The organism is Actinoplanes sp. NPDC048967, assembly GCF_040649415.1.
In the GTDB taxonomy this organism is placed as follows: domain Bacteria; phylum Actinomycetota; class Actinomycetes; order Mycobacteriales; family Micromonosporaceae; genus Actinoplanes.
Genome location: NZ_JBEZFL010000002.1, coordinates 1,108,826 through 1,129,080, shown reverse-complemented (window position 1 = coordinate 1,129,080; position 20,255 = coordinate 1,108,826). Strand labels below are relative to the sequence as shown.

The 20,255-nt window shown below is 71.7% G+C and carries 18 protein-coding genes; 14 read left to right on the top strand and 4 right to left on the bottom strand.

Annotated features, from left to right (window positions below; genetic code table 11):
- Positions 1 to 521 precede the first annotated feature (521 nt).
- The 8 genes from pdhA (at position 522) to AB0C12_RS11965 (ending at position 12,447) form a co-directional block, all read left to right on the top strand.
- A complete protein-coding gene (gene pdhA, locus AB0C12_RS12000) occupies positions 522 to 1,661 on the top strand; it encodes a pyruvate dehydrogenase (acetyl-transferring) E1 component subunit alpha (RefSeq protein ID WP_360546847.1) in 1,140 nt (379 codons plus the stop codon).
- Positions 1,658 to 2,641: an alpha-ketoacid dehydrogenase subunit beta gene (locus tag AB0C12_RS11995; protein WP_360547135.1), complete on the top strand. Its 984-nt coding sequence runs from the start codon at positions 1,658 to 1,660 to the stop codon at positions 2,639 to 2,641. Before pdhA ends, AB0C12_RS11995 begins: the two co-directional genes overlap by 4 nt.
- Before the next feature lie 5 nt (positions 2,642 to 2,646).
- Positions 2,647 to 4,170 (top strand): dihydrolipoamide acetyltransferase family protein, encoded by a 1,524-nt coding sequence (locus AB0C12_RS11990; RefSeq protein WP_360546845.1) that lies wholly within the window; start codon positions 2,647 to 2,649, stop codon positions 4,168 to 4,170.
- Positions 4,171 to 4,336: 166 nt separating this feature from the next.
- The gene (locus tag AB0C12_RS11985; protein WP_360546843.1) at positions 4,337 to 4,474 is read left to right on the top strand and encodes a hypothetical protein; all 138 of its coding nucleotides are present in this window, start codon (positions 4,337 to 4,339) and stop codon (positions 4,472 to 4,474) included.
- Positions 4,475 to 4,774: 300 nt separating this feature from the next.
- Positions 4,775 to 9,040 (top strand): hypothetical protein, encoded by a 4,266-nt coding sequence (locus AB0C12_RS11980; protein ID WP_360546841.1) that lies wholly within the window; start codon positions 4,775 to 4,777, stop codon positions 9,038 to 9,040.
- 69 nt (positions 9,041 to 9,109) lie between these two features.
- Positions 9,110 to 10,894, top strand: a complete 1,785-nt coding sequence (locus AB0C12_RS11975) for an NHL domain-containing thioredoxin family protein (RefSeq protein WP_360546839.1) — start codon at positions 9,110 to 9,112, stop codon at positions 10,892 to 10,894.
- Between the two features lie 52 nt (positions 10,895 to 10,946).
- Positions 10,947 to 11,624, top strand: a complete 678-nt coding sequence (locus tag AB0C12_RS11970; RefSeq protein ID WP_360546837.1) for a hemolysin III family protein — start codon at positions 10,947 to 10,949, stop codon at positions 11,622 to 11,624.
- Between the two features lie 7 nt (positions 11,625 to 11,631).
- On the top strand, positions 11,632 to 12,447 hold the full coding sequence (locus AB0C12_RS11965; RefSeq protein ID WP_360546836.1) for an alpha/beta hydrolase: 816 nt from the start codon (positions 11,632 to 11,634) through the stop codon (positions 12,445 to 12,447).
- Here AB0C12_RS11965 and AB0C12_RS11960 read toward each other — a convergent pair.
- Positions 12,429 to 12,785, bottom strand: coding sequence for a helix-turn-helix domain-containing protein (locus tag AB0C12_RS11960; protein ID WP_360546834.1), 357 nt, complete (start codon positions 12,783 to 12,785; stop codon positions 12,429 to 12,431). The genes AB0C12_RS11965 and AB0C12_RS11960 overlap by 19 nt on opposite strands.
- Positions 12,786 to 12,916: 131 nt before the next feature.
- On the opposite strand from AB0C12_RS11960, the gene AB0C12_RS11955 reads away from it, so the two are divergent.
- The gene (locus AB0C12_RS11955; protein ID WP_360546832.1) at positions 12,917 to 13,762 is read left to right on the top strand and encodes an SDR family oxidoreductase; all 846 of its coding nucleotides are present in this window, start codon (positions 12,917 to 12,919) and stop codon (positions 13,760 to 13,762) included.
- Between the two features lie 63 nt (positions 13,763 to 13,825).
- Here AB0C12_RS11955 and AB0C12_RS11950 read toward each other — a convergent pair whose 3' ends face one another.
- Positions 13,826 to 14,122 carry a DUF6458 family protein gene (locus AB0C12_RS11950; protein ID WP_360546830.1) on the bottom strand — a complete coding sequence of 99 codons (297 nt, stop codon included), beginning with the start codon at positions 14,120 to 14,122 and terminating at the stop codon, positions 13,826 to 13,828.
- A 103-nt stretch (positions 14,123 to 14,225) separates the two neighbouring features.
- Here AB0C12_RS11950 and AB0C12_RS11945 point away from each other — a divergent pair, with 103 nt between their 5' ends.
- Entirely contained in the window at positions 14,226 to 14,741 is a 516-nt protein-coding gene (locus AB0C12_RS11945; RefSeq protein ID WP_360546828.1) for a histidine phosphatase family protein, read from the top strand.
- Between the two features lie 59 nt (positions 14,742 to 14,800).
- On the opposite strand, the gene AB0C12_RS11940 is transcribed toward AB0C12_RS11945, so the two are convergent.
- Entirely contained in the window at positions 14,801 to 16,654 is a 1,854-nt protein-coding gene (locus AB0C12_RS11940; protein ID WP_360546826.1) for an acyl-CoA dehydrogenase, read from the bottom strand.
- A gap of 260 nt (positions 16,655 to 16,914) precedes the next feature.
- Between AB0C12_RS11940 and AB0C12_RS11935 the strand changes: the two genes are divergently transcribed.
- Positions 16,915 to 17,103, top strand: coding sequence for a hypothetical protein (locus tag AB0C12_RS11935; protein WP_360546824.1), 189 nt, complete (start codon positions 16,915 to 16,917; stop codon positions 17,101 to 17,103).
- Here the strand turns inward: AB0C12_RS11935 and AB0C12_RS11930 are convergent.
- A complete protein-coding gene (locus AB0C12_RS11930; RefSeq protein ID WP_360546822.1) occupies positions 17,100 to 18,227 on the bottom strand; it encodes a PP2C family protein-serine/threonine phosphatase in 1,128 nt (375 codons plus the stop codon). The two genes, AB0C12_RS11935 and AB0C12_RS11930, sit on opposite strands and share 4 nt — an antisense overlap.
- A gap of 101 nt (positions 18,228 to 18,328) precedes the next feature.
- Here AB0C12_RS11930 and AB0C12_RS11925 point away from each other — a divergent pair, with 101 nt between their 5' ends.
- From AB0C12_RS11925 to AB0C12_RS11915, 3 genes are all read left to right on the top strand, one after another.
- Entirely contained in the window at positions 18,329 to 18,877 is a 549-nt protein-coding gene (locus AB0C12_RS11925; RefSeq protein WP_360546820.1) for a phosphoribosyltransferase, read from the top strand.
- A 65-nt stretch (positions 18,878 to 18,942) separates the two neighbouring features.
- On the top strand, positions 18,943 to 19,248 hold the full coding sequence (locus AB0C12_RS11920; protein ID WP_360546818.1) for a hypothetical protein: 306 nt from the start codon (positions 18,943 to 18,945) through the stop codon (positions 19,246 to 19,248).
- Positions 19,249 to 19,269: 21 nt separating this feature from the next.
- Positions 19,270 to 20,202 carry a phosphotransferase gene (locus tag AB0C12_RS11915; protein WP_360546816.1) on the top strand — a complete coding sequence of 311 codons (933 nt, stop codon included), beginning with the start codon at positions 19,270 to 19,272 and terminating at the stop codon, positions 20,200 to 20,202.
- Positions 20,203 to 20,255: the final 53 nt, after the last annotated feature.

The following is a 20,255-nucleotide window of genomic DNA, read 5'->3' as shown; positions in this document are numbered from 1 at the left end:
CGGGTCGGGCCGGAGAAGCCCTCGGCGCTGTAGACGCCGTTGAGCCGCTTGCGCATCACCTTGATCGGCGGCACGAGCCCGTCGTCGTCCGGTTGCTCCGGCACGGCCAGCACCCCCTGCGTAAAGATCAACTTAGATCTGTCTCGGCTATCGGGGTGAACGACGCATGGCCGTTCGGGCAGCGGTGAAAGTTGTCCGTTCCGACAGAAGTGATGGCACGAAAACCACTTAACCGGACAAATACGGGCACCAATGACTCCGCAAGATTTCGGATCTGTGATCGACCTGACCTGTGGCGCCACTCACGTTCTCTGCGAGGATGGGGGCGACGGCACCGCCGCCGTCGCGGCTGGACCAAGCAGCGGGACGCGGTGGGAGCCGTCACTCCCCGGCGGGGTCTGTGATTCCGCCGACCAGCCGCGCGGCAACCTCACCCGGGCCAGGCGCGGCGAACCCCAGCGGTCAGCCGCGCGGACGGGCAACACCCGCCGTGGGCGCAGAGATGAAACAGGGAGACACGGATGGCGAACGGCGAAAGCGAAGTCGGGGCAGACGCTCCGGCCGGCGGCTTCGTTCAGCTACTGACGCCCGACGGTGAGCGCATCGACAGCGTCACCACGGCGGAGGGCGTTACCTACTCGGTCGACTTCACCGACAGCGAGTACCGAGAGCTGTACCAGGACCTCGTGACGGTCCGCCGCCTGGACGCCGAGGCGACCGCCCTGCAGCGGCAGGGTGAGCTGGGGATCTGGGCCAGCCTGCTGGGCCAGGAGGCCGCTCAGGTGGGCTCCGGCCGAGCCCTGCGCCCGCAGGACATGGCGTTCCCGACCTACCGTGAGCACGGCGTGCTCTACACCCGCGGGATCGACCCGATCATGCCGTTCGGCCTGTTCCGGGGCGTCGACCAGGGCGGCTGGGACGCGAACAAGTACAAGTTCAACGGCTACACGATCGTGATCGGCTCGCAGACGCTGCACGCCACCGGCTACGCCATGGGCGTCACCATGGACGGCAAGACCGGCACCCCGGACGGGGAGGCCGTCATCGCGTACTTCGGCGACGGCGCCACCAGCCAGGGCGAGGTCAACGAGGCGTTCGTCTGGGCCGGCGTGTTCCACGCCCCGATGGTGTTCTTCTGCCAGAACAACCAGTACGCCATCTCCGAGCCGCTCGAGCGGCAGACCCGCATCCCGCTGTACCGGCGCGCGGCGGGCTTCGGCTTCCCCGGTGTCCGGATCGACGGCAACGACGTGCTGGCCTCGTTCGCGGTGACCCGGGCGGCGCTCGACCAGGCCCGCAACGGTCAGGGTCCGACGCTCATCGAGGCGTACACGTACCGGATGGGTGCGCACACCAGCTCGGACGACCCGACCCGCTACCGCATCGCCAGCGAGGTCGAGTCCTGGAAGGCCAAGGACCCGATCAGCCGGCTCAAGGCGTTCCTGACCAAGCAGCAGGTCGCCGACGACACGTTCTTCGCCGAGGTCGACGAGTCGGCCCGCAAGCTGGCCCTGGACCTGCGCGAGCGGGTGCTGGCCATGCCCGACCCGCAACCGGTCACCATGTTCGACCACGTCTACCCGAACGGCTCGCCCGAGCTCGACCAGCAGCGCGCGCAGTTCGCCGCCTACGAGGCGTCGTTCGAGGGGAGCACCCACTGATGAGCGAGACGATCACCCTTGGCAAGGCCCTGAACCACGGCCTGCGCCGCGCGCTCGAGAACGACCCCAAGGTCGTCATCATGGGCGAGGACGTCGGCAAGCTCGGCGGCGTCTTCCGGATCACCGACGGCCTGCAGAAGGACTTCGGCGAGGACCGGGTCATCGACACCCCGCTGGCCGAGGCCGGCATCGTGGGCACCGCGGTCGGCCTGGCCATCCGCGGTTACCGGCCGGTCTGCGAGATCCAGTTCGACGGATTCGTCTTCCCGGCCTACAACCAGATCGTCGCCCAGGTGGCGAAGATGTACTACCGGTCGCTGGGCAAGGTCCGGGTGCCGATCGTCATCCGGATCCCGTACGGCGGTGGAATCGGCGCGGTCGAGCACCACTCCGAGTCGCCCGAGGCGTACTTCGCGCACACCCCCGGTCTCAAGGTCGTGACCTGCTCGAACCCGGCCGACGCGTACGCGATGATCCAGCAGTCGATCATCTCCGACGACCCGATCGTGTTCTTCGAGCCGAAGCGCCGCTACTGGGAGAAGGGCGTGGTCGACCTCGACGCGCCCAGCGACTTCCCGCTGCACGCGTCGCGGATCGTGCGGGACGGTTCGGACGCCACTCTGATCGCGTACGGGCCGATGGTCCGGACCGCCCTGGACGCGGCGCAGGCCGCGGCCGAGGACGGCCGCAACCTGGAGGTCGTCGACCTGCGCACGCTCTCCCCGCTGGACCTGGGCCCGGTCTTCGAGTCCGTCCGGCGGACCGGCCGGGCCGTGGTCGTGCACGAGGCCCCCGGCAACCTCGGCCTGGGCGCCGAGATCGCCGCCCGGATCACCGAGGAGTGCTTCTACTCCCTGGAGGCGCCGGTGCTGCGGGTGACGGGCTTCGACGTGCCCTATCCGGCCGCCCGCGTCGAGGAGGAGTACCTGCCCGATTTGGACCGGGTGCTGGACGCCGTCGACCGTTCGTTCGGCTGGTGACGCCGATGTCCCGGATCAAGGAGTTCACGCTGCCCGACCTGGGCGAGGGCCTGACCGAGGGCGAGATCCTGGCCTGGCTGGTCAAGGTCGGCGACACGATCGAGCTGAACCAGCCGATCGTCGAGGTCGAGACGGCCAAGGCGGCCGTGGAGATCCCGGCCAAGTGGGGCGGGGTCGTCACGCAGATCTTCCACGAGGCCGGCACGACGGTCGAGGTCGGTGCGCCGATCATCTCGATCGACACCGATCCGGGGGCCGGCCCGGTGCCGTCCGCGGAGTCCCTCGCGGCGGTCGAGCTCGCCCCCGAGGAGGGCTCGGTCGAGCCCGGCATGATCGGTGGCCCGGCTCCGGGCGGCCGCACGGCCGTGCTGGTCGGTTACGGCCCGAAAACCGCAACTGCCAAACGCCGACCCCGCATCGGTACGCCCACAGCGTCGACAACCGCAGCACCACCCACCGCACCTCCGGCAACTGCACCGGCGCCCGTGGCCCAGCCGACCCCGGCTACCTCCCAGCCCCCAGCGGCCGCAGCCCTCACACCAACCCAGCCCGCTCCCGTGGCACCGGCTCAGCCGGCCGCAGGAGTGACAGCCCGGCCCGCCGGGCCGGTGCTCGCCAAGCCGCCGGTGCGCAAGCTGGCCCGCGACCTCGGGGTCGACCTGACCACGATCGCCGGCACGGGCCCGCTCGGCTCGATCACCCGCGACGACGTCCAGCAGGCGGCAGCGTCCCCGTCGGCGTCCTCCCCGACTCTCACAGAGACGGACGTCACTGAGTCGCTCATCACCCACTCGGCGCCCGCGTCGGCCGCGGTGTTCGACGCCTCGCGGGAGCAGCGCATTCCGATCAAGGGCGTCCGCAAACTGACGGCCGAGAACATGGTCGCGTCGGCGTTCACCGCGCCGCACGTGACCGAGTTCCTGACCGTGGACGTGACCCGGACGATGAAGTCGCTGGAGCGGCTCAAGGCCCGGCCGGAGTTCCGGGACGTGCGGATCTCGCCGCTGCTGTTCGTGGCCAAGGCCGTGCTGCTGGCGGTCAAGCGGCACCCGATGGTCAACTCGACCTGGTCCGCGGCGACGAACGAGATCGTCGTCAAGGACTACGTCAACCTGGGCATCGCGGCCGCGACCCCGCGCGGCCTGATCGTGCCGAACATCAAGGACGCGGGCCGGCTGACGTTGCGTGAGCTGGCGGACACCCTGACTGCCCTCGTGCAAACGGCCAAGTCGGGCAAGACCCCGCCGTCCGACATGTCCGGCGGAACGTTCTCGATCACCAACGTGGGCGTCTTCGGCATCGACACGGGAACGCCGATCCTGCCCCCGGGCGAGGCAGCCATCCTGGCCTTCGGTGCGATCCGGCCGACGCCGTGGGTCCACAAGAGGAAGATCAAGATTCGCCAGGTCACCACCCTCGGGCTCTCCTTCGACCACCGGATCATCGACGGCGAACTGGGCTCGAAGTTCCTCCGCGACATCGGTGGCTTCCTGGCGGACCCAGAGGCGGCAATGCTCTCCTGGACCTGATTTTCGTCGGCAACCGGTTTTCCCAGCCTTCGATCCTTAGGCAGGTAAGCGGGATCACCCCTCAAATCGTTGGCGGTACGTGTTCCGGCGCGGTTCAATGGAACCAGCGCCGGAACACGGCACCACAGCAACGAGGCCAGCGATGGCCCAAGGGAGTGAGCACCGCATGAGCACCATCGAGCGCATCCGCAACCGCCGCATCGCCAAGCGCAACGCCCGCGCGATCGACCGCGCGTGGAAGTCGGCGCCGACGCAGTCGATGCGGGACGAGATCGCGATCCTCAGCCAGCAGCGCATGTTCTGATCACCTGCTGAGCAACACGGCACCCGACGGCCCGCCCGGTTCTCCGAGCGGGCCGCCGTCCTTCCAAAAAGGGCAATTGACTCCTAAAGGTCGCCCTCCTCCGTGATTTACGACGCACCGCCACGCTCTCCACGGCGTACACCGGGATTTCTTCCGCCCGCGACGCCCGGTACGGTTGGCGACGGTCACCTGCCCGGCTCGGCCGGCCGGGCGGGGCAGTGACCGGGCGACGCCCAGCTCTGCAGGGTCGGCCGCGTCCGTGGCAAGCTGGCACGGCCGACAGTCATGGAGGAGGCGCGTATGACGTCCGAGGGCCAGCACGCCGGCCACCAGCCGGGGGCCACGTCGGGCAGCGGAGCCGACCCGTTCGGCACCGACGGCGGCTTCCCGCCGGACGCCTTCCCACCGGACTCCGACGGTCACAAGACCGCCGACCGGGCCCCGTCGTACCCGCACGCCCAGGAATCCTTCCCGAGCGCGTACGCCCCACCGCCGCACGCCACCCCCAACGGCGGCTCGCCGTTCGTGGTGCCCGCGGTGCCGCCGGCCGGCCAGCAGCAGCCACCCGGTTTTCCGCCCGCCGGCTTCCCACCGCCCGGCCCCCAGTCGCCCGGCTCTCAACCCGGCGCCCAGTCGCCCGGTCCGCAGTCGCCCGGCTCGCAATCTCCCGGGTCGCCGCCGCCCGGCTTCCCGCCGCCGCTCACGCAGCGCGGATCTCAGCAGCCGGGGTCCCCTTCCGGACCCTCGACGCCCGGCGCCGCCATTCCGCTCGCGCAGCGCGGGTCCCAGCCGCCCGCGGCCGGATCTTCATCGCCCGGCTTCCCGCCGCCGCTCTCCCAGCGCGAGCCCCAGCCCGGGTCGCCGTCCCCGCTCTCCCAGCGGGAGCCCCAGCCCGGGTCGCCGTCCTTCCCGCCGCCGCTCTCGCAGCGCGAGCCTCAGTCCGGGTCGCCCGGCTTCCCGCCGCCGCTCTCCCAGCGCGGACCGCAGCAGCCCGGTTCACCGGCCGCCTTCCCGCTGTCGCAACGCGGGCCCGGTTCTCCCGCGGCACCTGACTTCCCGCCGCCGTCCACCGGCCGGCCCGGATCGGATCCGGCGCAGTCGCCGGGCCCGGCCTTCGGCCCGGGCGCGGCCCAGTTCGCGTCAAGCTCCAGCGGCTCCGCCCGCGTACCCGAGCCCGCCGCCCTGCCTCAGCGCCCGCCGGCCGCGGCCCAGGGCAATCCCGACTCGTTCGCCGCGCCGGAGTCCGCATGGGCTCCCCCGCCGTCGGCCCAGCCGGCCGGCGCGGCCCAGGACAACCCGTTCGCCCGCGCCGCCGAGCCGCACCCGTACCGCGGCGGTGGCGAGCTCCCTCAGCGTTCGCCCGGCATCGCCGGTGGACCGCTGGACGGCCCGGTCGGCGAGTTCAACGGCTTCACCCCGACCCGCCAGCCGGCCGATTCGGCGCCGGACGCGGCGCGCCGCCCCGGTGGCTCGCCCTTCGACCGACCGGAATCGGCCCCGGCCGACCAGTCCCCGTCCGGTCCGGCTGAACGGTCGTCGTTCGCGCCCCCGCCCCGGGAGCCTTTCGGTGGCTCCCCGGCCGGCGAGGCCTTCGGCGCCGCCCGTTCCGACGACGACCAGCAGTCCCGCGAGCGTCCCGCGGGGATGTCGGCCTTCGGTGACCAGCGGGTCCGCGTTCCCGGCGCGACTCTGACCGGCCTGCCGGACGCACCGCCCGCCGGCGGGGACAGCGACGCTTTCCCCGCGCGTAGCGGCGGCGAGAGCAGCGGCAGTGAGAGCGGCGGCTTCCCCACTCGGGGTGGCAGCGAAAGCGGCGGCTTCCCGACTCGCGGCGGCTCGGGCAACGACAGCTTCCCGATCCGGGGTGCCGGCGCGCGCGGTGGCGACAGCCCCGCCCGCAGTGACGGTGCTTTCTCCGCCCGCGGCGACTCTTTCGCAGCCCGCAACGACGCCGAGGACATCGCCTTGCCCGCGAACAGCGGCGGCGCATTCTCCGCTCGCAACGCCGACAACGGCTCTTTCGGTTCTCGAGGTGACGCTGACAGCGGCGCCTTCCCGGCCCGCGGCGAGTCCGACGGTTCCTTCCCCGCACGCGGCGCCGCCGACAACGGTGGCTTCGGCCCCGGCAGCGGCGCTTTCTCCGCACGTAACGCCGCCGACAACGGCACGCCGCCGAACCGTGGTGGCGCCTTCCCCGCAGGTGGAGACCACGACGTGGACAGCGAAGGCTTCCCCGGCGGAAGCCGCCCCGACAGCAATCCCTTCCGCGACGGCTCGTTCCGCCGCGAAGGTGCCGACGGCGACTTCCCCGCACCGATCCGCAGCGCTGCCGACCGCCCGGGCGACGGTGACGACCAGTCGCCGTTCGCCCGTCCCGAGGCCGGCCGCTTCGACGCCGACCAGCAGCCGGACGGGCCTGGCGGCAACGGCTACGCCCAGCGCGTTCCCGGCGCGTCCTTCGCGGCGGCCGGTTCGCCCGACGCCGTCCGCCCCGACAGCGCCAGCGGCGGATATCCCCAGCGGGTTCCCGGCGCCTCGCTCGGCAGCATCGGTTCGCCGGTGGCCGCCGAGCCCCGCAGCGCCGCAGCCGTCCCGCAGCCGCGCGACCCCGCCGAGCGTCCTGAGTCCGGCGAGCCGCCCGCGGCCGGTCCGGCCAAGGGCACCGCACGTCCGGTGTCGGCCAGTGCCTCTGTGCCCGTGGCGAGCCGGGTGGCTCCCCCCGCGGACGCCGAGGAGGTGCCCCCGCCGGCCGCAGCGAGCCCGCAGCCGCGCGTCTACGGTCGTCCGGCCCCGGTTGACGAGCCCGCGCCACAGTCGCCGTACCAGGACGAGGATCAGCCGGTCAGCGGCGCGTTCGGCGCGGCACCCACCTCGGGGGCCCGCGAGTCCGCGCCGACCTCCGGCGCCTACGGCCAGCCCCCGGAGAATCCTTACGCCCGCCCGGCGGACGGCACTTACGGCAAGCCACCGGCGAGCCCCTTCGCGCCGCAGACCGACGGCGGCTACGGCACGCCGCCCGCGAGCCCGTTCGCCCCGCCGGCCGACAACCCCTACGCCAAGCCGGCCCCCGCAGACAATCCGTACGCCAAGCCGGCCCCCGCGGACGGCACCTACGGCGCACCGGCATCTGCCGACGGCACCTATGGGAAGCCGGCGACCGCAGACGGCACGTACGGCACGCCGGCGCCCACCGACGGCACCTACGGGCGCCCGTCCGAGGCCCCGTTCGGCACCCGGCCGTCGTCCGGCGCGTCCCCGTTCGGAGACGGCCAGAGCGACCGGCCCGGCAGCGCGAGCGACCGGCCCGGCGCCCAGGACGACGACCGGCCAGGCAACCAGGGAAGCTGGCCCGGAAGCCTGAGCGACCGGCCCGGCGGCCAGGACGACCGGCCCGGCAACCAGGGAGAATGGCCCGGAAGCCTGAGCGACCGCCCCGGCGGTCAGAGCGACCGCCCCGACAGCCAGGGAAGCTGGCCCGGCGGTCAGGAGGACCGGCCCGGCCAGGACGACCCGTTCGCTGTCCGCCCGTCCTCGGGCGCGTTCGGCGCACCCCCGGAGCACGGCGGCCCCTCAACGGATTCCGGCGCCCCCGAGGCCGCACCGACCTCCGGAGCCTTCGGCGCCGCACCGACCTCCGGTGCGTTCGGCGCGGCGCCCACCTCCGGCGGCGCCCAGCCGCCCGGTCGCGCCTCGGGCCGGGCTTCGGCCAGCGCCCGGGTCAGCCCGCCCGGCCAGCCGTTCGCGCCGGCCTCGCCCGCTCCCGGCCAGGTGCCGGACCCGCGCGCCGCCGCGGCCCAGTTCACCGAGTTCACCACGGACATCGCCGGTCGCGGCCGGCCCGGTCAGCCGGATCAGCCGGGCGCGGTGCCCGGCAACCCGGCCGCCCGCACCACGCCGCCGGACCACTACAGCGAGAACACCACGGACGTGTCGGGCCGCGGGCAAGGTTCGGAGCAGCCGTACGTTCCGGCTCCCGCGCTGCCGTCGATGCACGCCGCCCCGCCGCTGGAGAACGGCTTCCCGCCCGCGCCGGCACCGGACGCCACCCAGCCGTTCGGGGACCGGCCGCGGATGGGTGGTGTCTTCCCGGGGCCGGCCAGCCGGGCCACGGTGACGCCGCCCGGCCCGGAGCAGACCGCTTCCTGGCCCGGACGGCCCGAAGGGGACGCTGACCAGGGCCGGTTCGACTCGTTCAAGGCGGATGCGCCGGAGATCGTGCCGACCGAGGTGGCCAAGCCGGAGACGCCGCACGTCCGGATGCTGCCGGTGATTCTCGGCGTCATTCTCGGCGCCGGCCTGATCGTCGGTCTGACGCTGGGCGTGACCTGGCTGATCGCCCGGGGTTCGCATGACGGGGGCAACGCCGGCTTCTCGGTGAGTGCCGGTGACTGCGTCAAGCGCAACGGCAACGAGGCGGTCACTGCCAACTGCAGCGATGCCGGGTCGTTCGAGGTGACGGCGATCGTCGACACCAAGGAGCAGTGCCCGGACCCGAACCAGCCGTACGTGGTCAACCCGACCGACAACGGCCGCAGCCAGGTGCTCTGCCTCAAACCACGGCCCTGATGATGTGACGTGCGCGAAGCGCGGCCACCCCGGACCTGGGGTGGCCCGCGCGTCGGGCACGATGGGTTCATGACCGCGCGCGTACGGGCCCCCGAGCTACGGGGCCGGGGCTGGCTGAACACCGGTGGCCGCTCGCTGACCCCGGCCGACCTGCGCGGCAAGGTGGCGATCCTCGATTTCTGGACGTTCTGCTGCATCAACTGCCTGCACGTCCTGGACGAGCTGCGCCCCCTCGAGGAGAAGTACGGCGACGTCCTCGTCATCATCGGCGTCCACTCGCCGAAGTTCGAGCACGAGCGGGACCCGGCCGCCCTGGCCGCGGCCGTCGAACGGTACGGCGTGCACCACCCCGTCCTGGACGACGCCGACATGCACATGTGGCAGCAGTACGCCGCCAAGGCCTGGCCCACCCTCTCGGTGATCGACCCCGAGGGTTACGTCGTCGCCTCGATGGCCGGCGAGGGTCACGCCGAGGGCCTGACGCGCCTGCTGGACGAACTCATCGCCACTCACGAGGCGAAGGGCACGCTGCACCGCGGCGACGGCCCGTACGTGCCGCCGGCCGCCCCCGACACCCTGTTGCGTTTCCCCGGCAAGGCCGTCGAGCTGCCGAACGGCAACCTGCTCGTCTCCGACTCGGCCCGCCACTCGCTGGTCGAGCTGACCGCGGACGGCGAGTCCTTGGTGCGCCGGTTCGGCACGGGTGAGCGTGGCCGCACCGACGGCCCGGCCGAGGTCGCGAGCTTCTCCGAGCCGCAGGGCCTCTGCCTGCTGCCCGCCGGCACCGCCGACTACGACGTGGTGGTCGCCGACACGGTCAACCATCTGCTGCGCGGCCTGCGGCTGGAGACCGGCGAGGTCATCACTGTGGCCGGCACCGGCCGGCCGTGGCGGTCCGCGGACGACGACGGGGTGGCGCTCTCCTCGCCTTGGGACGTGGCCTGGTTCGAGGGTCAGGTGATCGTCGCGATGGCCGGCATCCACCAGCTCTGGTGGTTCGACCCGGCCACCGGCGCCACCGGCGTGTACGCGGGCACCACCGTCGAAGCCCTCCGCGACGGCAAACTCCCCGACGTGTGGATGGCGCAGCCCTCGGGCCTGTCCGCGGCCGGCGACCGGCTCTGGATCGCCGACAGCGAGACGTCGGCGCTGCGCTGGGTCGAGGCCGGTGAGCTGCACACCGCGGTTGGGCAGGGCCTGTTCGACTTCGGCCACGTGGACGGGCCGGCCGCCGAGGCGTTGTTGCAGCATCCGCTGGGGGTGTGCGGGTTGCCGGACGGTTCGGTGCTGGTCGCCGACACCTACAACGGCGCGGTCCGGCGTTTCGATCCGGCCACCGGCGAGGTGTCCACGGTGGATTCCGGTCTGAGCGAGCCGAGCGACGTTCTGCTCACCCGGACAGGTGAGGTGTTCGTGGTCGAGTCCGGCGCCCACCGCCTGGTGCGGCTCGCGCCGGGCGCCGTCCGTACGGTCGCCGGCGAGCGACACCGCACCGAGCGCCCGCCGTCCTCGCTGGCGCCGGGCGAGGTGACCTTGGATGTGGTCTTCACCCCGGCCCCGGGGCAGAAACTGGACACGTCGTTCGGCCCGTCGACCCGCCTGGTGGTTTCCGCCTCGCCGCCGGAGTTGCTGCTGGAGGGTGAGGGCACGTCCACCGACCTGTCCCGCCGGCTCGTGCTCAACCCGGCGGTCCCCAAGGGGATCTTGCAGGTGGTCGCCCAGGCCGCCACCTGTGACGCGGACGTGGAGCATGCCGCCTGCCACCTCACCAGGCAGGACTGGGGTGTTCCGGTGCTGGTGGAGCCGGGTGCGGCGGTCCGGCTGCCGCTGATCCTTCGCGGCCTCGACAGCTGAGGTGAGCCGCTTCACTACCCGCCAGTAACCTACGGTGCCGTAGCCTGGAGCCGTGACGACCGAAGCCCCGTTCCAGATGAAGCCTGCCGACATCGGCAAGCCGCGTTTGCGCGGCCGGCTGCACCAGTACGCGTTCTTCGTCGCGTTGATCTGCGGCGTTGTGCTCTGTTCGATCGCCGCGACCCGTCCCGGCATCGCACCCTTCGTGAGCACCCTGATCTACAGCATCACGGTGTGCGGTCTCTTCGGCATCAGCGCGCTCTACCACCGCCGCAAATGGGGTGAGCGCGGATACCAGGTCATGCGGCGCCTGGACCATTCGATGATCTTCATCTTCATCGCGGGCACCTACACGCCGTTCTGCGTCCTGCTGCTGGAGCGCGACAAGGCCACCCTGCTGCTCATCCTGATCTGGACCGGCGCCGTCGGTGGCGTGGCCCTCAAGAGCATCTGGCCGCACCTGCCCCGCTGGGTGGGCGCGCCGCTCTATCTGGCGCTGGGCTGGGGCGCGGTGGCCATCCTGCCGGACATCCTGCACAACGGCGGCGTGGCCGACCTGGTGCTGCTGGCGGCCGGCGGGGTCATCTACAGCGCCGGCGCGGTCTTCTACGCCATGCGCCGCCCGAACCCGTGGCCGGACGTCTTCGGCCACCACGAGTTCTTCCACGCCTGCACGCTGCTGGCCGCCCTCTGCCACCACATCGCGATCTACTTCGCGCTCTACGCATAGGGACCCCATGGAGTTCGACCTCGAGCTCGGCGACGGCCGCGCCCTGCACGCGTACGACACGGGTGGGGACGGCACGCCGGTCTTCTGGTTCCACGGCACCCCGAATCTCGGTGCGCCGCCGGTACCGCTGAGGCGCGACGGGATCCGCTGGCTCGCGTACGACCGGCCGGGTTACGGCGGCTCCACCCCGCGCCCGGGCCGGGACATCGCGTCCGCCGCCGGGGATGTCGCGGCAATCGCGGACGAGCTCGGCTTGGACCGCTTCGCCGCCATGGGTCACTCCGGTGGCGGCCCGCACGCCATGGCCTGCGCCGCCCTCCTGCCGGACCGCGTCACCGCAGTGGCGACACTCTCCGGGCTTGCTCCCTACGGCGCCGAAGGGCTGGACTGGTTCGCCGGGATGGCCCCTTCCAGCCTCGCCTCCCTGCGCGCGGCGGCCCAGGGCCGGGCCGTCAAGGAGCACCACGAGGCCACGGTCACCGCTGCCGAGCCCGGCTTCACCGATCGTGATCAGGCCATGTTCACCGGCGAGTGGTCCTGGCTCCTGGACGTGGTGCGCCCGGCGCTGGCCGCCGGCCCGGCCGCGCTGATCGACGACGATCTGGCCTACGTCGCGCCGTGGGGCTTCGACCCGGCCACCATCACCGCTCCACTGCTGGTCGTGCACGGCGGCGCGGATCTGATGGTGCCGAGCTCGCACGGCGTCTGGCTGGCCGGGCACTGTCCCACCGCCGAGCTGTGGCTGTGCCCCGAGGACGGGCACATCTCGATCCTGAGCTCCGCGAAAGCGGCGCTGGAGTGGCTTCAGTCCCGCGCGTCGTAGGCGTGACGGGCCTCGATCACGTCCGCGATGTGCTTCTCCGCCCACTCCTGCAGCGCGTCGACCAGGCTCAGCAGGCTGCGCCCGAGTGAGGTCAGGGCGTAGTCGACGCGGGGCGGGACGACGGGGTAGACCGTACGGGTGACCAGGCCGTCGCGCTCCAGGGCGCGCAGGGTCTGGGTCAGCATCTTGGGGCTGATGCCGGAGATGCGGTGACTGAGTTCGGTGTAGCGCATCGCGCCGTCGGCCAGCGATGCGACGATCAGCACGCTCCAGGCGTCACCGATGCGGTCCAGCAGCTGACGGCTGGGGCAGTTCTTGGCGTACACGTCGGCTTCCACCAGGGAACTATCCCTCAGGTGTGTACTGCACTTCAAGGTGCTCTCTATCTCATGGGAAGTAAGCCTCGAGCTGCGCAGTTGTGCCAGGGGACGGTCGACCGGCCGTCGGAAACGCTTGTTGAGGAGTTCGCATGACCATCGTCGTCACCGGCGCCACCGGGCATTTCGGCCGCCACGCCGTCGAGTCCCTGCTCTCGCGCGGTGTGCCCGCCGATCAGATCGTGGCGATCGGCCGCAGCATCGAGAAGATCCAGGACCTCGCCGACCGTGGCGTACGCGTCCAGTACGCCTCGTACGACGAGCCGGACTCCCTGCGCAAGGTCTTCGCGGGCGCCGACAAGCTGCTCTTCGTCTCGGCCAGCGAGCCCGGCAAGCGCATCCCGCAGCACCAGAACGTGGTCGACGCGGCCAAGGACGCCGGCATCGGCCTGATCGTCTACACCAGCGCACCGCACGCCGATTCGTCCGGCATGATCCTGGCCACCGAGCACCTCGCCACCGAGCGGGCCCTCGCCGCGTCCGGCATCCCGTCGGTGATCCTGCGCAACGGTTGGTACCTGGAGAACTACGACCTGCGCGGTGCCCTGGAGCACGGCCTGGTCGGTGCCGCCGGCGACGGCAAGCTCAGCCTGGCCACCCGGGCGGACCTGGCCGAGGCGGCGGCCGCGGCGGTGCTCGCGGACAAGCACGACAAGCAGGTGTACGAGCTGGGCGGCGAAGGCGTCACGCTGGCCGAGCTCGCCGCCGAGGTCTCCCGCCAGTCCGGCCGCGAGGTCACCTACACCAACCTGCCGCAGGACAAGTACGTCGAGTTCCTGGTCGGCGTCGGCCTGCCGGAGGGCTTCGCCGCCGTCCTGGCCGACTCGGATCACCACGCCGCTTCCGGTGCCCTCTACACCGGCACCGAGGACCTGGCCCAGCTGCTCGGCCGCCCGGCCACCCCGCTGGCCGACGGGGTCCGCGCGCAGCTGGCCTGATCCGGCCCCCGGGTACGACGAAGGGAGTGCCACCGGTGCGGTGGCACTCCCTGTCGCCTGCGGTCAGGCGCCGTACGGCGGCGGGGGCGGGGGCTCGCGACGGGTGGTCTCGCGGTACTCCTGCACGACCTCACCGTCACGGTAGGCCGGGTCGTTGGTGACGACCGGCCGCTGCTGCACGGCGGCGGCGGGACGGCGGCGGCTGTTCCAGTACCAGAGCGTGATGGCCAGGCCGATGAGGCCCGCCAGCATGAGTACGTAGCCGACGACGTTGATGTCCAGACCGCTGATGTCCGCGTTGACAGCGAACGCCAGGATCGCTCCCAGCGCGAGTAGGAAAATACTTCCGCCGATGCCCATAGATGGCCTCCCATGGCTCGTGGCTGCCGCACCGAGCCGCGGCAATACGTCGATGGGGGTGTCTACCCAGGCGGCGGATTCCTCAATCAGGCAAGCTGGACACATGACTGTGCGGACGTTGGTCCTGCTGCGGCACGCCAAGGCCGAGACCCCCGGTGAGCTGCCCGATTTCGAGCGCCGGCTCACCGAGAAGGGCGACGCCGATGCCGACGCGGTCGGCGCCTGGCTGGCCGACAAACGGCTGCGCCCGGACCTGGTGCTGTGCTCGTCGGCGCGCCGGACGAGACAGACCTGGCAGGGCGTTTCGGTGGCGCTCGCGCAGGCCGATCCCGAGTCGCCCAGTCCCGAGGTGCACTACGAGCAGCGGCTCTACGACGGCGGCCGCACGGAGGTCATCGATCTGCTCCGGGCCGTGCCCGACGCGGTACGCACGGTGCTGGTCATCGGGCACAACCCCACCATGTCCGATGTGTCGATCCTGCTGCGCCCGTACGACGGGGAGGCGCAGCTGACGGCGATGCGGACCGCCGGGCTGGCCGTGCACCGGGCCGAGGGGCTCTGGTCGCAGACCGAGCCGTTCACGATGCCCCTGATCGGCGAGCACACCGCCCGCGGATAGCCGGAAGCCGGCGGACGTCATTGTCCGCCGGCTTCCGTCATCTCAGCAGAGGGTGCAGATCAGAACGCCTCTTCGGGCAGGTCCATCACGTCGAGGGTGGTGTTCTCGATGATCCGGCGGTCCGAGCCGATGCGGGGCAGCACCTCGCGGGCGAAGAACCGGGCGGCGGCGATCTTGCCCTCGTAGAAGGTCTTGTCGGCCGGGCTCACCTCGGCACCCAGCGCCTTGAGGGAAGCCTCGGCGCCGCGCAGCAGCAGCCACGAGACGACCACGTCACCCAGGGCGAGCAGCACCCGGCGGGACGTGAGGCCGACCTTGTACAGCTCGCGGGTGTCGCCGCCCTGCACCGCCTGCAGCCAGCCCATCTGGATGCCGAGGATGGCCTGGAGCTCGCCGAGCGCCTTGCCGAGCGACGCGCGCTCGACCTTGAGCTGACCGTTGCCGGCCTCGCTCTCGATGAACTCCTGCATCTCGGTGGCGAGCGCGGCGAGGGCCTGACCCTGGTCCTTGACGATTTTGCGGAAGATCAGGTCCAGGCTCTGGATCGCCGTGGTGCCCTCGTACAGGGTGTCGATCTTGGCGTCGCGGACGTACTGCTCCAGCGGGTAGTCCTGCAGGAAGCCGGAACCACCGAAGGTCTGCAGCGACTCGTGGCCGAGCAGCTCGTACGCCCGCTCCGAGCCGACGCCCTTGACCAGCGGGAGCAGCAGGTCGTTGATCCGCTCGGCCCGCTCGGCGCCGTCCTTGTCCCCGGCGGCCTGCGCGATGTAGACCTTGTCCTGCCAGGTGGCTGTGTAGATGACCAGCGAGCGCAGACCCTCGGCGTACGCCTTCTGCAGCATCAGCGAGCGGCGTACGTCCGGGTGGTGGGTGATCGTGACCCGCGGGGCGGCCTTGTTGGTGTTCTGCACCAGGTCGGCGCCCTGGACGCGGTTCTTGGCGTACTCCAGCGCGTTCAGGTAGCCGGTGGAGAGGGTGGCGATCGCCTTGGTGCCGACCATCATCCGGGCGTACTCGATGATCATGAACATCTGCCGGATGCCCTGGTGCACGTCGCCGAGCAGCCAGCCCTGGGCGGGCGCGCCCTCGCCGAAGGTCATCTCGCAGGTGTTGGAGACCTTCAGGCCCATCTTGTGCTCGACGTTGGTGGCGTAGACGCCGTTGCGCTCGCCCAGCTCGCCGGTCTCGGGGTCGAAGTGGAACTTCGGCACGATGAACAGCGACAGGCCCTTGGTGCCCGGGCCGCCGGCACCCTCGACGCCGACCGGGCGGGCCAGCACGTAGTGGATGATGTTGTCGCTCAGGTCGTGCTCACCCGAGGTGATGAAGCGCTTGACGCCCTCGATGTGCCACGAGCCGTCGGGCTGCGGGATGGCCCGGGTGCGGCCGGCGCCGACGTCGGAGCCGGCGTCGGGCTCGGTGAGCACCATCGTCGAGCCCCACTGCTTGTCGACGAAGAGCTTCGCCCACTTCTTCTGCTCCTCGGTGCCCTCGACGTGCACGACGTGCGCGAAGGAAGGACCGGACGAGTACATCCAGACCGGGGCGTTGGCGCCCAGGATCTGCTCGGCGATCGCCCACCACAGCGCGCGCGGGGCGAGCGTGCCGCCCAGCGCCTCGGGCAGGTCGAGGCGCCAGAACTCGGACGCCATGAACGCGGCGTACGACTTCTTGAAGGCCTCGGGCAGATCCGCGGTGTTGGTCGCCGGGTCGAAACGGGGCGGGTTGCGGTCGGCCTCGGTGTAGCTGGCCGCGAGGTCCTCGCGAGCGAGGCGGTTGACCTCCGCGAGCACGTCGCGTGCGGTCTCGGCGTCGATGCCGTCGAACGGCGCCTGGCCGAAAGCACGATCCGCCCCGAAGACCTCGAAGAGGTTGAACTCGAGGTCGCGCAGGTTGCTCTTGTAGTGACTCATGTGTTCTTGGCCCCGCTCTCCGGACGCGAGTTACCCGTCAGTAACCAACACTGTATTACCCATGGGTAGGGCCCGACAAGTCCGCTTCGATCATTACCTGTCCGTCGGGTTGGGGGTCAAACGTCTCCGATCAGGTGGCAACCGGGGCAACCGTTCGGTCATTTGCAAGTCGCCGCGCCGCCGGGACGTATCGACGGGCCCAGCCCGTCGTTGCTCCGGATGTACGCGACGCACCGTACGCCCGACCCGGGGAGGTCAGCATGTTCGCCACGATCAAGAGTCTGATTCCGGAGCCCCGCCAGGCCGACCAGCCGCGCCACTACGTGGGGCGGCACCGTCAGCCGGAGACGATCGCCGCACGCGCCTCGGTTGCCGTGGTTTCTGCGCCGGCGACCGAGGCGCAGACGCCTGAGACCGCGCCGGCCGTGCCGGACCAGACCGAGGACTAGCTCCCCGCGGCGCCGACCTCCCAGCTCGGCATGGCCACGGACGCACTGCCGTCCGGGCCCGTGTACTCCAGCAGCACCAGGGCGATGTCGTCGTCCAGCTGGCCGTGCACCCAGTCGACCAGGGCGGTCTCGAGCGACGCCAGGCCGTCCCCGACCGTGCCGTGGCCCAGCAGCCGCCAGGCCCGGTCCGCGGTCGGGAAGAACTCGCCGTCCCGGCGCGCCTCGCCCAGGCCGTCGGTGAACAGCAGCAGCCGGTCCCCCGGCTCCAGCCGCTCGACCCGGGGCCGGGCCACCGGCATGAACCCCAGGGGCGGCGCCGGCGCCGGCGGATCGAGCGCGATGACCTGCCCGCGCCGCAGCAGCAGCGGAGCCGGGTGTCCACAGTTGACGATGGTCAGCGTGCCACCCCGCTCCTCGACCAGCGCGGCGGTCACGAAGTCCTCGTCGCCCACGCTACGGGCCACCGCCCGGTCCAGGTCCGTGACGATGGACCGCAGGTCGGCCCGCTCGAACGCCACGTGCCGGTACGAGCCGAGCACGATACTGGCCAGCCGTACCGCGTCCAGGCCCTTGCCCCGCACGTCGCCGATGATGATCCGTACGCCGTACGGGGTGTCCAGGGCTTCGTAGAGGTCTCCGCCGATGTCCGCCGCGGCCGACGCCGAGATGTAGCGGCCAGCCACCGCGAGGTTGCCGACCTGCGGGCCGAGCGGGCGCAGCACCGCCTGCTGGGCGACCGCCGCCAGGCGCAGGAGCTCGGCGATCCGGTTGTCCTTGCGCTGCCGGATGGTCGCGACCGCGGCGGCGATCCCGGTGGCCAGTGTGATGCCGACCACGTTGACCATCCCGACGGTGTCGAAACGCCCGTCGGTGCCGGCGAAGACCATCCCGACGATCGTCGCGATCGCGCCGACGGCGAGCACGGTCTGCCAGTAGGCGAACACGGCGGCCAGGAACGGCACGGCGGCGTAGAGCCCGACGAAGTTGGCCTGCGGGCCGTCCGCGATCTCCACGCCCGACACGACAACGAGCAGCACGAGGGCCGCGCCGAGGCCGGCGCGGGATGCTGGGCTGAGCGGGCGGCGGCCCGCCGGGAGAATCGGCATGGGTACGCCGAACAGCATGCCTGATGCACCTGGGCGGCTGCATCAACTTGACCCCTAGTCTGAGCGGGTTCTGCCCACTCGGCGCCGGGGTACCGCGCCCGCGGTGACACCATGGCGCTGTGGCATCCGACCTGCGTGACCGGCTTCGCGCCGGATTCCGTTGGACCGACCCCGGTCCGGGCACCGATCTGCTCGTCAGCGACCGTTCCGGCTGGTGGCGCGACCCGTTGGTGCTCGACGAGCTCGGCCCCGGACTGGCCGGGCTTTTCCCGGACGCCAGGCCCACGGTGGTGGTCTCCCCGGAGGTGACCGGCTTCCTCGTCGGCCCGCTGGTGGCCCGTGCGCTGGGGGTGGGCTTCGTGGAGGCGTACCGGGCGGGGGCGCGGCTGCCGATCGCCGAGCCGATGACGTGGGCGCGGGTGCCGGCCGATCACCGCGGTGCCGGCCAGCAGCTCGGCGTGCGTACCAGATTGATCGGCCCGGCCGACCGGGTGCTGGTGGTCGACGACTGGGCGGTGACCGGCGCCCAGGCCCGCGGTCTGCGGGACCTGATCGCGGCGCTGGGCGCGACGATCACCGGTACGGCGGTCATCGTGGACGAGTGCGAGCCGGCGGTCGCCGCCGAGCTGAACATCCGTGGGCTGCTCACCGGCGCGGATCTGAGCTGAGTACCGGGCTCTCCTGAGTAGCGCTACTCAGGAGGGCGCCCGGCGGCCTCACCACGATGGACCGCATGACCAATTTCTTCCTCGGCACCTGGACCACTCGCGTCTACCTGTTCGCCGTCGCGGTCACCGCGGTCATCCTGCTCGGCGGAAACCTCGCCACCGGCAACCACGAGCCGTCGTCGGCCGCCGTCTACCTGATCGGCCTCACCGCGCCGGTCTCGATCATCTTCGCGCCGGTCTTCCTGCTCGGCGACGGCTGGCTGGCCATCGCCATGCTGTGGCTGAGCGTGGCGGCCGGCGTCCTGCTCAACACCCTGCTGATCAACACGATCGTGGGCGAGGTCGGCCGGCTCCGCTCGCACCGCGCGTAACCCGTCTTCCACAATGACCGGGTGCGCGCTTTCGTCACCCGAGAAGACCTGCAAGATCTCGTACGCGACACCTACGGCACCGACCGCCGGCTCCGCGACCTGACCCGGCTCGCCGGCGGCACCACCAAGGGCGTTTACCGGCTCACCCTCGACGACGGGTCGACCGTGCTGCTGTACCGCTGGGCGGCGGAGGAGAACTTCTGGCCCGCGCAGACCGGGCTGGACGTCGGACCGTTCCAGGCCGACGCGGGGCGTGACGGGTTTGTCCGGTGCCACCAGCTGCTGCGGGACCTCGGGGTGCGGGTACCGGAAATCGTGCTGATGGGTCCGGACCGCGCGCTGGTCGAGGACGTCCGCGGCGGCACGCTGGAAGCGCTGCTGGAGCGCGACCCGGCGGCCGGGCGCGAGGCTCTCGGCCGGTTGGCCGAGATGCTCCGGACGATGCACAGCCATCAAGCGCCGACCTTCGGCTTCCCCGGAGCGACCCCGGCCGGCTTCGCCTGGCAACGCGGCCTCAACTCACTGGTCGAGGCGGCGGCCCGGGACCCGCGGATCGCGGCGGTGCGCGGCCGGCTGGAGGAAGAGCTGCACACGCGGCTCGCGGCCGTGCGACCCCGATCCGGGTACGGGCTGATCCACGGCGAACTGGGCCCCGACCATGTTTTGATCGGTCCCGGCGGGGAGCCGGTACTGATCGACATCGAGGCGACGATGTTCTTCGACGTGGAGTGGGAGCACGCGTTCCTGGAGCTGCGTTTCGGTCCGCTCTATCCCGCGCTGCGCACGGTGGAGCTGGATGCGGCCAGGCTGGCGCTTTACCGGCTTGTGCACTACTTGTCGCTGGTGGCCGGGCCGCTGCAACTCATTGAGGGCGACTTTCCGCATGCGGAGTTCATGCGGGAGATCGCCGAGGGCAACGCGCTGCGCGCCCTCGGCGAGATCGGCGTCAGGTAGGCCGGCGTCTTCCCGCCGGCTTGCGCCAGGTCGGGTCGGCCGGGCTTGCCGCC